General features: G+C 50.8%; 10 protein-coding genes. 5 read left to right on the top strand and 5 right to left on the bottom strand.

Translation table 11 applies throughout. The annotated features are described in order from the left end of the window. Positions 1–172 precede the first annotated feature (172 nt). Positions 173–1,462 carry an MDR family MFS transporter gene (locus Q6A92_RS12320; RefSeq protein WP_274398410.1) on the top strand — a complete coding sequence of 430 codons (1,290 nt, stop codon included), beginning with the start codon at positions 173–175 and terminating at the stop codon, positions 1,460–1,462. A gap of 236 nt (positions 1,463–1,698) precedes the next feature. After that, the gene (locus Q6A92_RS12315) at positions 1,699–2,592 is read left to right on the top strand and encodes an ROK family protein (RefSeq protein ID WP_332238301.1); all 894 of its coding nucleotides are present in this window, start codon (positions 1,699–1,701) and stop codon (positions 2,590–2,592) included. Between the two features lie 561 nt (positions 2,593–3,153). Here the strand turns inward: Q6A92_RS12315 and Q6A92_RS12310 are convergent. Continuing rightward, the gene (locus Q6A92_RS12310) at positions 3,154–4,329 is read right to left on the bottom strand and encodes a M20 peptidase aminoacylase family protein (protein ID WP_443029729.1); all 1,176 of its coding nucleotides are present in this window, start codon (positions 4,327–4,329) and stop codon (positions 3,154–3,156) included. A gap of 285 nt (positions 4,330–4,614) precedes the next feature. Here Q6A92_RS12310 and manA point away from each other — a divergent pair, with 285 nt between their 5' ends. From manA to Q6A92_RS12295, 3 genes are all read left to right on the top strand, one after another. Beyond that, on the top strand, positions 4,615–5,571 hold the full coding sequence (gene manA, locus Q6A92_RS12305) for a mannose-6-phosphate isomerase, class I (RefSeq protein ID WP_332238299.1): 957 nt from the start codon (positions 4,615–4,617) through the stop codon (positions 5,569–5,571). 2 nt (positions 5,572–5,573) lie between these two features. Next, positions 5,574–6,053: a hypothetical protein gene (locus Q6A92_RS12300; RefSeq protein ID WP_332238298.1), complete on the top strand. Its 480-nt coding sequence runs from the start codon at positions 5,574–5,576 to the stop codon at positions 6,051–6,053. A 310-nt stretch (positions 6,054–6,363) separates the two neighbouring features. Next, positions 6,364–6,609: a hypothetical protein gene (locus tag Q6A92_RS12295; protein ID WP_332238297.1), complete on the top strand. Its 246-nt coding sequence runs from the start codon at positions 6,364–6,366 to the stop codon at positions 6,607–6,609. Between the two features lie 233 nt (positions 6,610–6,842). Here Q6A92_RS12295 and Q6A92_RS12290 read toward each other — a convergent pair whose 3' ends face one another. From Q6A92_RS12290 to gntK, 4 genes are all read right to left on the bottom strand, one after another. Further along, positions 6,843–8,180: a GntT/GntP/DsdX family permease gene (locus Q6A92_RS12290; protein WP_332238296.1), complete on the bottom strand. Its 1,338-nt coding sequence runs from the start codon at positions 8,178–8,180 to the stop codon at positions 6,843–6,845. Positions 8,181–8,323: 143 nt separating this feature from the next. Continuing rightward, positions 8,324–8,962, bottom strand: coding sequence for a bifunctional 2-keto-4-hydroxyglutarate aldolase/2-keto-3-deoxy-6-phosphogluconate aldolase (locus Q6A92_RS12285; protein WP_332238295.1), 639 nt, complete (start codon positions 8,960–8,962; stop codon positions 8,324–8,326). 17 nt (positions 8,963–8,979) lie between these two features. Next, positions 8,980–10,617, bottom strand: coding sequence for a dihydroxy-acid dehydratase (gene ilvD / locus Q6A92_RS12280; protein ID WP_274398423.1), 1,638 nt, complete (start codon positions 10,615–10,617; stop codon positions 8,980–8,982). A 70-nt stretch (positions 10,618–10,687) separates the two neighbouring features. Then, entirely contained in the window at positions 10,688–12,232 is a 1,545-nt protein-coding gene (gntK, locus tag Q6A92_RS12275; RefSeq protein ID WP_332238294.1) for a gluconokinase, read from the bottom strand. Between the last annotated feature and the right edge of the window lie 548 nt (positions 12,233–12,780).

Below are 12,780 nucleotides of genomic sequence, written 5' to 3'. Positions count from 1 at the left end.
TGCGCTTTTTCGTTTCGACAGCCAATCATCATGGGGCAGTTGCGGCTATGCAATTACGGACTGTAAGCAAAATCTGTAGTGGGCATGCTGTTGCCGTGTTCACTGCAGATTTTTTTTGTGCTCTCGGATGTGCCCGATGATGATTCACGGAAAAAAGGGCGGGTGAATTTTTATGAAATGGAAAGACTGGGACATTAATCTGAAAGTCCGTCTGATTGGAGAAGGCATTTTCAATATCTTATACTGGATGTATTTTCCTTTTATGGCGATCTATTTTTCGGCCACTTTCGGACAGGGAACGGCGGGGCTGCTGCTCGTTCTTTCGCAGGTTTTCGGTACGGTTATCGGCTTGTTCGGCGGTTACTGCGCCGATCATTTCGGGAGAAAGAAGATGATGGTTTTCTCGGCGGTCGGGCAGGCGGTCTGTTTTGCTTTTTTTGCGGCGGCGAACTCGCCCTGGATCGTTTCGCCGCTGATCACGTTTATCAGTTTTTCTCTGCTCGGTCTGTTCGGCCAGCTTTACTGGCCGGCCAGTCATGCGATGATTGCCGATGTTGTGCCCGAGAAATATCGTGCCCATGTATTTGCGATTTTTTATACATCGATCAATGTGGCGGTCGTCATCGGTCCGTTACTGGGCGGTATTTTCTTTTTTAACGACCGGTTCGCCTTTCTTTCGGTTTGTACCGCTGTCAGTGCGGCTCTCGTCTATGTACTTAAACGGTGGATTCATGAGACGGCGCCTGTTTCCGGAGGAAGCACGGCTCAGCTGCAGCATTCCGGGCACTGGACAGAGTATCTCAAGAATCAGTTGGGCGATTATCGAGTGATTTTCAAGGACCGCGTGTTCCTGCTTTACATACTGGCCGGCATTCTGGTTGCCCAGACCTTTATGCAGCTGGATCTGGTCATCGCCGTCTACACAACCGGCAATGTTCCGAAGCAGACATTGATCACGATCGGGGACTGGGTGCTCAGCGTCGACGGGAAAGGCCTTTTCAGCCTGATGGTATCGACGAACGGGCTGTGTGTGGCACTTTTTACCGTCATCGTCACGAAATGGATGACGAAATTCAGGGAAAGCAGCGTGTTCATGGGTTCCTCTTTCTGCTATGGGGCGGCGATCATCCTGATCGGTTCGACAGTAAACGCCTGGCTGCTGCTGCTTGCGATCGTACTGTTTTCATGGGCTGAGCTGATGACAGTCGGCGTACAGGACAGTTTTGTTGCCAGACTTGCTCCTGAGGAACTGCGCGCCCAGTATTTTGCGGCTTCGGCCCTGCGGTTTTCGCTGGGCCGGACCATTGCTCCGCTGGCGATTCCGATGACGGTCTGGCTCGGCTATTCCTGGACTTTTCTCATCCTTGCCGCACTCGCTTTTTCAGGCATGGGCATTTACGGGCTTGTTTTTTCATTGTTTCATCAAAAAAGCGATCAAAACCGGATTGTGGTCGGAAAATAGAAAGAACACGGACGTCGGCGGCCGGGCCGATTTTGGCCGATCAGGAATCCTATGAAACTGTTTTTGCTTTAAATTGTTAAATTATGAAAAGTATGAAAATAAATGTTTTGACTCATGATTTCCATACGAAAAATAACATAAATTATCAAAATTGTCGTTACCCTGTTTCCAATATTTTGTTATAATGAAAGTTAGACAGCGCTTACAAAGATTCTATTAGATTGGATGCGATGATCATGTATTTTGGGGGAATTGAGGCCGGCGGCACAAAATTTGTTTGTGCGATTGGCGATGAGGACGGAAAAATTTATGCGCGGGAAAGGGTCGCGACGGAAGATCCGGATGCGACGATACCTAAAGTGATTCAGTTTTTCCGGAATTTTAAAATCGAATCTTTGGGGATCGGATCTTTCGGGCCGATTGACCTGAATAAAGAAAGCGCGACCTACGGCTGCATTATGTCGACGCCGAAGCTGGCATGGACCGATTACCCGCTTGTCCGAACCGTGAAAGAGGCGCTGCATGTTCCGGTCGGTTTCAGTACCGATGTAAACGGAGCGGCACTCGGTGAATTATATCGGGGAGCGGCCAAGGGGCTGGACGGCTGCCTTTACATCACGGTGGGCACCGGTATCGGAGCCGGACTGGTCACCAATCATCAATTGCTGCAGGGCCTGTCCCATCCGGAAATGGGCCACGTGCTGCTGCGCAGGTCTCCGGAAGATAAGTTTGAAGGCATCTGTCCTTATCACGGCGACTGCCTGGAAGGGCTCGCTTCCGGCCCCGCTCTCGAAGCGAGATGGGGGAAACCTGCGTCCGAATTGAAAAATGATCTGAGAGTCTGGAAATTAGAAGCGGAATACCTGGCACAGGCACTGATGCAGTACATTCTGATTCTTTCACCGGAACGGATTGTCATGGGCGGCGGAGTGATGAAACAGAAACTGCTGTTCCCGATGATCCGCATCAGGCTTCAGGAACTTCTCGGCGGTTATCTTGATCTTCCTGAATTGAAAGAACATCTGGACGAATATGTGGTACCGCCGGCTCTGGGGGATAACGCGGGCATTACGGGTGCGCTCATTCTGGCAAGACAGGCGTTCACGGAGAGCCGGGTTGCCCGGGCGTGAATAAATGCATTGAGAAATCCGGCTGCCCTTCAATCTCAGGCGGCCGGATTTTTGGTTTCATGGGACGATGTAAGCTGGGCGGACGCCTCGTCGGCCGGACATCGATTTTTCACCGCAGTGGCCCGGCTGTTTTAGTTCATAGGCCATGGTTAATCATCGGCTCGGGAATTTTGGATCGGTCTTTTTGCAAGTACATTGCTGGTGAGTTTAGCAGTAAACTGAAACAATACCCATTAACATACAGTTTTTAACCTTTTTAATGGCTGATCAATTAAATAGTGAACTGAATACCTTACACGAACGGCGAGCTGCTGAAAAAATAGAAGCAGGTCCCTGCCCGGATACGGACCGGACCATTTGCCTTTTGATGATTATTCATCCCACCCATCTAAGCCGGTAAAGCGCGCTGTTAACCATTGCCTTCCGATGGACGGCGGATCCAAGCTCTTGGATATGAGGGGACACTCGATGTGTTCTTCAGTATATATTTGCTGGAAAAATCTATGAATCTTAAAACGCTCAATAGTTGCAGCCGGCTCCGTCTCTTGACTTTCGGCATTTTTAATCCGCCGGAAAGCAGTGATCGATGTTTCCGTTCTTTTCTAAAGTGCGCAGCGCGGCCGCCGTGAGAATAGAGCTCCCGGAGAACATCGCCTCCCGGTTGAACGTCATCTGCGGATGGTGAAGGCCGGGTTTCAGTCCGCATCCGAGACCCAGCATCGTCGTTTTCAGATTCGGAAGGTTGAACGCATACTGATGGAAATCATCTCCGCCGCTTGAACGGTGCGGCTGTTCAAGCCGGCCTTTGCCCAGAATATCCGTGATCGCGCCGGACATAATGCCGATAGCTTCCGGATGATAGAGCGCGCTGATGCATCCGGGCGAGGTACTGATTTTAATCCGGACTAAAAAGGCATCGGCAACGGAGCGGATGACACGCCGCACCTGTTCGGTCAGTCCGGCCATTGCTTCGTTTGTCTGCGCTCGCACATCCAGCGTAAATTCCGCGTGGCCGGGGATAATATTCGACGCTGTTCCGGAGTGGAGCGTTGTCATTTTAACTGTACTCGGGATCATGGGATTCATATGGATGTGCCCCAGCCCCTCGATGATTGCCGAGGCGGCCTCGATCGCGTTTTTGCCAAGATGCGGCCGCGCGGCATGGGCGTCCTCGCCTTCAATCACTGCGCTGATCGTTTTGCAGGCACCGTGAAGAATTGCCGGTTCCGCCCGCCCGTCGGCAATCTCTTCGTTCGGGCGGAGATGGACCCCGAATAGATAATCGGCGTCGCTCATGACACCGCGGGCAATCATGGCCCGGGCGCCTTCGCCGGTCTCCTCGCCGGGCTGAAAAACGAAACGGATCGTTCCGCCCGATGTCGGCCGGTATTTTTTCAGAAGCATGACGACTCCTAATACGATGCTCATGTGGGCGTCATGGCCGCAGGAATGGTTTGCCCGGAACGTTCCGCCGACTTCCTGCCAGAGGGCATCCATGTCTGCCCGGATCGCAACAACAGGTTTTCCGGAGCCGATTTCACCGATCACGCCCGGGCAGTCGGAAAAGGTCTGAGTACGGCATCCGAGCGCGTCGAGCCGTTTCTTAATCCATTCCGTTGTTTTCGTTTCTTTCATGCTGATTTCGGCATGTGTATGCAAATAATCGAAAAATTCGCTTATTTTTCCTTGAACAGCCGCATCGCAAACCGGTTTATCGGGAAGCGTCATCGTCGTCATCCTTTCAAAGAGTGAATTTGTCTTTTAGCCTCTCGGACATTGATATGAGCAATTGATATTAGTGTATTTTAACAGGCCGTTTTTAGCAAATCGATCGAACTTTTATAAATTGAATTCGGGGGATTTTTAGAGAGCTGTTATATGCATAAACCGTAAACCGCTATTTTTAGCAGCTTTACCGGACTTTCTTACTTTTTCCTGTCACAAACACGGCCGCCTGCTCACATGCAAGAATGTTATAATAGAAAAAGAAATTTTTGAGATACAACGGGAGAAGGAAATGTTATGGACAAAACACCGCTTTTTCTGCAGCCGGCGCTTCATGAGAAAATCTGGGGCGGTACCCGGCTGCGGGATCAGTTCGGATATCAGATTCCAAGCGAGACGACAGGAGAATGCTGGGGCATATCGGCACATCCGAACGGCCCTGCAGTGATTAAAAACGGTAAGCTGGCAGGAAAAACTCTGGCTGAAGCCTGGGCCGCCCACAGGGAACTTTTTGATAATTACCAGGGAGATGCTTTTCCGCTGCTGACGAAGATTCTTGACGCCAAAGCCGACCTGTCCGTACAGGTCCATCCGAACGACGCCTATGCCCGGGCGAAGGAGCATGTCCCGTTCGGCAAGACGGAATGCTGGTACATTATCGACTGCGATGAGAATTCGGAAATCGTATACGGACACACAGCCCCGTCGCGCGAGGCGTTCAGGAAAGCCGTAGACGAGAAAAAATGGAACAGTCTGCTGCGCCGCGTAAAAGTCAAACCGGGCGACTTCTTCTATGTACCGAGCGGAACGATTCATGCGATCTGCAGCGGCTGCCTGATTCTCGAAACCCAGCAGAGTTCGGATACGACGTACCGCGTCTATGATTACGATCGGCCGGGAAAAGACGGCAAGCGGCGCGAGCTGCATATTGAGCAGTCGATTGAAGTGGCCAATTGTCCGCATGTCGATCCGGAACTGACTTACCGCGTGCGCCAGGAGGCAGAGGCCAAATTCACGGAACTGCTGCGAGAAAATTATTTTACCGTATCCCACTGGGAAATACGCGGCCATGCCGGCCCAATTCGGAAGAACTGGCCGTTTCTCCTGATGAGCGTGCTGAACGGGGAAGGTTCGCTCCTGATCGGAGACGAACATTATTCGTTGAAAAAAGGCGATCATCTGATTGTGCCATCATCGGCGGAAACATTGTCACTGACCGGAACACTGGATCTGATCGTCTCGAATCCTGTCTGACAATGAGAGGACGAGCACGGAAAAAGAAACCGGCAATCGCCGTCATCGGCTGCCTGGATCGGGTTCCGGATGCCATCGTTCAGAGCGGACATAGGTCGGAAGTTGCCGGAAATGTCCTCCTTTCCGGGCCAGATCCCCTGCCTGCTCATGCACTGGCGACCAGTCTGCTGACCGGGCAGGGAATTCGGATTGTCCAAGTACACGGGACAAACGGAAAAGTGGAGGTAAAAGACATCGATGCTGCAGAAAAGCGGATCGCCCGCTGCGACATGATGTTGCTGCTGCTGAATGTCGAGATCGGCGCAATCATCCATGCGGCAGGACTGGCGAAAAAACATCACATCCAGGTTATACTGGATCCGGTGCCAATGATGAGCTTTCCGGAAAAAATCAGGAGGACGGCGGAACTGATCGGGTCCGTTTCACATCGGTTCCTGAAAAACCGTTCCAAGGTAATTCCTTATAGAAGAAAGAACGGATGAACAAAAACGCGGCAAAAAGAATAAATAAAATGATTCTGATAAGAATGATTCTGCCAATCCGGGGGAATCATTTTTTTAAATGGCTGATAATTTTTACGGACCTGTAAAATATCCATCCCGATTCGGAGGCGGAGTTCGTTGCATGCATCGTATTCCTCTATCACTTCTGACAGGCCGACTGATCGTGATGGTTTATAGATGCGGCTCTGTGCGCTGCTGATAAATCCTGCCGAGCGCCGATCTCTGCAACGGGTTCATAAATTCTGTTCGGTGTCGGTAGATTGCCGCGCCGGTCGAAAAACCAGCGCCGATGACCGATAAAACCTCAGCACCGACCGATAAACTAGCGATAATGACTGATAAAACTTCAGCACTGACCGATAAACGAGCAATAGTGATCGATAAAACTGCAATGATGACCGATAAAGCTCCGCTGCCGACCGATAAATCCGCGCTGAGAGTTGCGCATAGGGCAGTTTTTTTGAACGGGATTATTTTACAAAAAAATGGTGCAAGGTTTTTGCGGCGATTTCCGAAAAACCTTGCACATGGCTAACTCTTAAAACATTTGCACACAGTTCGAAGAAGCAGCTCTTGCAGGCCATCATGACCGGCTCATTTGTCAATGGGTCCGGGCAGCAGGCTGTCTTGCGTGCACTAAAAACCTTGCATCACGGTCGATAAAATCAATCGGTATGGGAATGGTTTATCTTTAAAGTATCTTTTTTACAGTGAATTCGAATGAACCGGCGGACGGAGCAGCTTTTCTATTAGGCTCTTAAAAGCCGGTCAGACAAAAGCGCTGACGACCATGACGATAGCAAAGGCGGCAAAGGACAGCAGTGTTTCAAGTACGGTCCATGTCTTGAATGTCTGTTTGATTGACAGTCCTAAGTACTCTTTGACGAGCCAGAAACCGGCGTCATTCACATGAGAGAACATCAGCGAGCCGGCTCCTGTAGCGATTACCAGGAGCGGAAGGTTGACGCCCGTCATGTGCTGGACGATCGGATCGACGATACCGGCCGCCGTCGTCAGCGCCACGGTAGCAGAGCCTGTGGCTATTCGAATCAGACCGGCGACGACGAATGCCATGACAAGCGGGGATAATTGCCAGCTGGTCGCCAATTGGGCAATGGCATTCCCGACCCCGGAAGAAATTAAAATCTGTTTGAACGCTCCGCCGGCACCGATGATCATCATAATCGAGGCTAACGGCCCCAGCGAATCGCCGGTTAACGTGCTGATCAATTTTCTGCTCATCCCTTGCCTGATCCCTAATAGATAATAAGCGACAAATACAGAGATCAACAGAGCAATCAGCGGGTTGCCGAGGAAGTTCAGCAGATTTGCCAGCCATGCAGGCATTGAGATGAAAGGAACAATAACTGTTCCGATCATTAAGATGATCGGCAGGAGGATCGTAAAGAAGGAGACGCCTGTTGATGGGTAAGTTTCGGCCGAAACATTGGCCGCTACAACCTTCGGCTCCGATTCGGGCTGTACGCGCTTACTTATGTAGTAAGCGAACAGAGGACCGCCGATGATGCCAGCCGGCAGAGCGACAAGCAATGAGTAGACCAGGACCTGGCCGACATCGGCGTGGAAGATACCGATTGCTGCCATTGCCCCGGGATGCGGAGGAACGATGCCGTGTGAAATTGAGAGAGCGGCAACCATCGGAATTGCAATGAGCAGCAGATTCTTCTTCGTCGTTTTCTGAATCGCAATAACCAAGGGAAGCAGTATGACCAATCCAACTTCAAAGAACACAGGAATACTGATAATTAGGCCGGCAAAGAAGGTCGCCCACGGCAGATTGCGTTCACCGAATGCATGGGTAAAAAATTGAGAAATCTGAACGCCTGCTCCTGATTCCGACATCATTTTGCCAAGGATCGTTCCCAGGGCGAGAATGCCGAGGAGGGAGCCGAGAATCCCGCCTACGCCCGTTTCATAATCCGCAGCGATTTTAGTTATCGGCAATCCGGCGGCTATGCCTAATAACAGACTTGCCACCGACAGACTGATAAAAGCATGCCATTTGAACCAGGTAACGCCGACAATGACCAGAGCAATTGCCAATATAGTGATTGAAATTAAGTATACGCTGTTCACGGCAACCATCACTTTCCCATTTATTATTTTTTTCGAAAAGATAAACCGTTGCGGGTTTTCGCTTATTCGTGTGCAGCCTGCTTGAATGTTTCAGCTTGCAAAACTCCCGATCTGCGCGGCTGCCGAATAAAGCCGGCTTTGAAAATACTTCCTCAGCTGAGGTATGCGTTTACTTTTGAAACGAACCGCTGCGCATTTTCCTTAACCCGGCGATAGTCGCCCTTTCTAGATCCTTTTGTCAGCACGCTGCCTACGCCGACCGCAAAGCTGCCTTGATCCAGCCAATCATTGATATTTTCCAGATTAATGCCGCCTGTCGGCATAAGGTTGAGATTGGGCAGAGGGCCCCGGATACTTTTAATAAATCCTGATCCGGCTGTACTCCCGGGAAAGACTTTGACGACATCGGCACCTGACTTCAGCGCTTCAGTCATTTCCGTCACAGTGAAACAGCCCGGAAGATAGGGGACTGAATAAAGATTGCAGATTTCACTGATATCTTTTGAAAAATTAGGGCTGACTACGAATGATGCACCGTATAAAATGGATAATCTTGCAGTCTCAGCATCTAAAACCGTGCCGGCGCCGATCAGTGCGCCGCTTTTTCCTTCGGCTAATGTCTGAAATGCCTGCAGACAATTCGGCGTTGTAAAAGCGACCTCGATGCTGTTTATCCCGCCTTCGATACATGCCCCGGATATACCGACAGCATCGTCTGCGCCGCTGCCCCTGACGACAGCGACGATCCGGCCCTGATGTAATTTTTTCAGCACTTCATATTTTTTAAGCATGTTTCCACCCTCTCCGATCAGATCGTCCGTACGGCACCGCGAGCAGCCGATGCGGTACTGGAAGCGTAAAGTTTAAGAAATTTGCTTGCCTTTTTTGTCAATTGAGCCAGTTTTTCTTTTCTGTGCGATAATTCGTCTGCGGTCACTTTTAGTGAAATGGAACGTTTGGACACATCGATATCAATCCGGTCTCCGTCCTGGACCAGCGCCAGCGTCCCTCCTTCGGCTGCTTCGGGGCTCATATAGCCAATCGACAGTCCGGCCGAAGCACCCGAAAAGCGTCCGTCTGTAATGAGTGCAATCTTTTTATATCTGGCAAGAATTTCCGTACAGCGGTGCAATTCGCGCATGCCGGGCCCTCCTTTGGGCCCCTCATAACGGATCACAACGACTTGATTCTCGGCAATTTTTCCGGCTGTATACGCTTCCTGAAACTGCTCTTCCGAATTAAATACTAAAGCCCGCCCTGAAAAAGTCATCAGTTCATCGGGGATAGCGGATTGTTTGACCAAAGCCCCTTGTTCGGCGAGGTTGCCTTTTAAAACCGCGATGCCTCCTTCCGATTCGAGCGGATGATCGAGCGGATGGATGATTTCACGGTCCAGCACTCTGGTTCCGGCAATATTCTCCGCTGCCGGCCGGCCGGTGACTGTCAGGCTGTCCAACTGAAGGAGGGGAGCCAGTTCTTTCATCAATGCCGGGATTCCGCCGGCACGCTGCAGATCATTGGTCGTAAAGTTATTATTGTTCGGCGTCACTGCAGCGATAAAGGGGACTTTCCGGCTGATTCTGTCGAATGTATCCAGAGGCAGGTCCAGTCCTTCCTCGCCGGCGATTGCCGGGAGATGAAGACATGCATTCAAAGATCCGCCCATGGCCAGCAAAACGGAGATGGCATTTTCAAAAGCTTTTCTCGTCATAATGTCTCTTGCCCGGATGTTTTTCTTCACAAGATCGACAATCTGGCGCCCCGCCGTCTCGGCGGCGGCCAGCTGTTCGTCGGAGAGCGCTCTCATCCATGATGTACCAGGAAGAGCCATTCCCAGCGCTTCCGACAGTCCCTGCATCGTGTTGGCGGTTCCAAGAAACGGGCAGACACCGGCGCACGGGTAATACTTGCGGGTAACGGAAACCAGTCCTTTTTCGTCCAGCTTTCCGGCAAGGAACTCCTGCCGGGCTGCCTTTGACTCCTTGGGTTTAATAGAATTGGGCATGACCCCGCCGAGGACAACAAGACTCGGAAGATTCAGGCGGGCCGCACTCATGAGCATGCCGGGAACAATCTTGTCACAGGAACTGAGCATGACCATTCCGTCAAAAATCTCGTGCGCACGGATCATCGTTTCAACGCTGTCGGCAATCACATCGCGACTGGGAAGAGAATATTTCATGCCGTCATGTCCCTGGGCAATGCCGTCGCAAACCGCAATGGTATTAAATTCAAGCGGATAGCCGCCTGCCTCAATGACGCCTTTTTTAACATGTTCCGCCAGCTGCCTCAGATGAACATGTCCCGGCACAATTTCATTCCAGGAGTTCGCAACGGCAATAATCGGGCGGTCCATCATTTCGTACGGCACACCGCTCGAACAGAGATGCCCTTTTAATATAGCCCGCGTATAAGGCTTGATTTTCGACAGCCGATTTTGGATCATAATGGAGTCCTCCTGTTTAAAAATTTTTTTTATAAATAAAGCCGATATGTTTCCATGTTCCAAAAACCTTTTAATCGCTGAATTGAGAGCGCTGGAATGCGGCGATATCGTTCCATTCATCATCCAGCTTTCTGGAGAGCCGCAGAAAAATGGGAAACAGTCTTTCATAGACTTCAACATTTTCCGTTATCGGCCGATGGCTGTGAACGGACCCGACCATCCCGGAAACAACATTGAGATCGCGGACCTCCCCGGTTGCATAGAGACCGAGAACGGCCGCGCCGAGACATGAACTTTCGAAGCTTTCCGGTACGTTCACCGGCTGTGCGAAGATGTCGGCCATCATCTGCCGCCACAGTTGTGAACGGGCGAAACCGCCCGTTGCCTGGATCTGCTTCGGCTCTCCCGTCCTTTCTCTCATCGCCAGCATGACACTATAGAGATTAAAGATAATTCCTTCGAGCACGGCGCGTATCATATGCTGTTTCTGATGGTGCAGGGTCAGTCCGAAGAAGGCGCCGCGGGCGTTAGGATTCCAGAGCGGAGCCCGTTCGCCGCTGAAATAAGGCTGAAAAATCAGGCCGTCCGATCCCGGCTTGACCCGGGCGGCCATGCGTGTCAGCACGTCGTAGGGGCTGATCCCGAGCCGTTTGGCTGTTTCCACTTCCGATGCCGCAAATTCATCCCTGGCCCATCGCAGGACGCCGCCTCCGTTATTGACGGGCCCGCCGACGACCCATTTGTCCTCCGTCAGTTCATAGCAGAAGAGGCGTTCTTTAGGATCTGCGGACGGTTTGTCCACAACGGTCCGGATCGCGCCGCTTGTTCCGATCGTGACGGCGACAATACCCGGATCAATAGCGTCCACGCCTAGATTGGACAGTACACCGTCACTGGCGCCGATCACAAACGGGGTTTCCCGATTAAGCCCCATTTGTTCGGCGTACACCGGGTCGATACCGGTCAGGATCCGTGTCGTCGGAACCGGTTCAGACAGCCGTTCCTCTGTGATGCCGATCAACTTCAATACTCCCTGATCCCAATTCAGACGATGCATATCAAGCAGTCCGGTACAGGAAGCGATTGAGTAATCGACGACATATTTGTGGAACAATTTATGAAAAATATATTCTTTAATCGAAATGAATTTTTCAGCCTGATTAAAAAGATCCGCACGTTCATGTTTCATCCAAAGCAATTTCGGCAACGGCGACATCGGATGAATCGGGGTTCCGGTTCTCATATAGATCTCATGCCCGCCCAGATCTGTTTTTAAGCGGCCGCACCAATCGATGCTGCGATTATCCGCCCAGGTCATGCAGCGCATTAAGGGCTTTCCGTCCCTATCGACGGGAATAACGCTGTGCATAGCACAGCTGAACGAGACAAAGCGAATCATGCCCGGAGCCGCTTTGCTTTTTTCAACGGCATCGTGAATGACTGAGATCGTTGCTGCAAACAATTCCTCCGGATCCTGTTCTGCAGTGAAAGCGTCCGGTGTGTAGAGCGGATAACTGCTGTCCGCGTGCGCAACGATGGTGCCGTTCAATTCATAGAGAACGGCTTTCGTACTGGTCGTGCCGATGTCGACACCCATCATGTATGATTTTCCCATAATTTATCCTCTTCTTTAGTAAAGTAAGATCATGAAACCGGTACCTAATTAAACGTTTTCATTTTGCTGTCTACCTGTCGACAACATAGCCGTACAGAAGGACAAACCTAAAGCTTTGCCATGATAAAAGGTAAGCCGATTTATACGAATACGGCCATGGCATTTATTGCCCAGTGCTGCGGCGGCTTTCCGGTAAATACGTTTTTGTCCGGTATCGGTTTCTCCCGATCATAAGCAATGACCGGCATAAATCTTTAAGAGATGAATAGCGGCCTTACAGCAGCAGTCCTGCCGCCCGGAGTAAGTGCCGTTTTTTTAATCCGCTCCTCTTCATCATGTAATTGTTTCAGTATACTTGTCGACAAGTTAGGCTTCAAAAAAAGGAGAAATGGCAGCTTTCCACTTCCCGACTGCGTCTTTCTGAAAACCCTTTCTTTTTACAGCTATATCGTAATCAATTCATCGGGTGCTGTCAAGACCGTCTGCCGAACCGATCATACGCTGCCGATCAGCAGCAATTCTGCCATAACAAGATCCGGTGCTATTTT

This window comes from Sporolactobacillus sp. KGMB 08714, from assembly GCF_036598985.1.
GTDB lineage: Bacteria > Bacillota > Bacilli > Bacillales > Sporolactobacillaceae > Sporolactobacillus.
Note: the sequence above shows the minus strand (reverse complement) of the source record. Positions and strands in the feature narration are given on the sequence as shown.

Excerpts from the sequence above, each read along its gene's own strand:
- Q6A92_RS12285 (WP_332238295.1), bottom strand. The coding sequence starts at position 8,962 with ATGCTTAAAAAATATGAAGTGCTGAAAAAATTACATCAGGGCCGGATC.
- Q6A92_RS12295 (WP_332238297.1), top strand. The coding sequence starts at position 6,364 with ATGACCGATAAAACCTCAGCACCGACCGATAAACTAGCGATAATGACT.
- Q6A92_RS12290 (WP_332238296.1), bottom strand. The coding sequence starts at position 8,180 with ATGGTTGCCGTGAACAGCGTATACTTAATTTCAATCACTATATTGGCA.
- manA (WP_332238299.1), top strand. The coding sequence starts at position 4,615 with ATGGACAAAACACCGCTTTTTCTGCAGCCGGCGCTTCATGAGAAAATC.
- ilvD (WP_274398423.1), bottom strand. The coding sequence starts at position 10,617 with ATGATCCAAAATCGGCTGTCGAAAATCAAGCCTTATACGCGGGCTATA.
- Q6A92_RS12320 (WP_274398410.1), top strand. The coding sequence starts at position 173 with ATGAAATGGAAAGACTGGGACATTAATCTGAAAGTCCGTCTGATTGGA.
- Q6A92_RS12310 (WP_443029729.1), bottom strand. The coding sequence starts at position 4,329 with ATGACGACGATGACGCTTCCCGATAAACCGGTTTGCGATGCGGCTGTT.
- Q6A92_RS12315 (WP_332238301.1), top strand. The coding sequence starts at position 1,699 with ATGTATTTTGGGGGAATTGAGGCCGGCGGCACAAAATTTGTTTGTGCG.
- gntK (WP_332238294.1), bottom strand. The coding sequence starts at position 12,232 with ATGGGAAAATCATACATGATGGGTGTCGACATCGGCACGACCAGTACG.
- Q6A92_RS12300 (WP_332238298.1), top strand. The coding sequence starts at position 5,574 with ATGAGAGGACGAGCACGGAAAAAGAAACCGGCAATCGCCGTCATCGGC.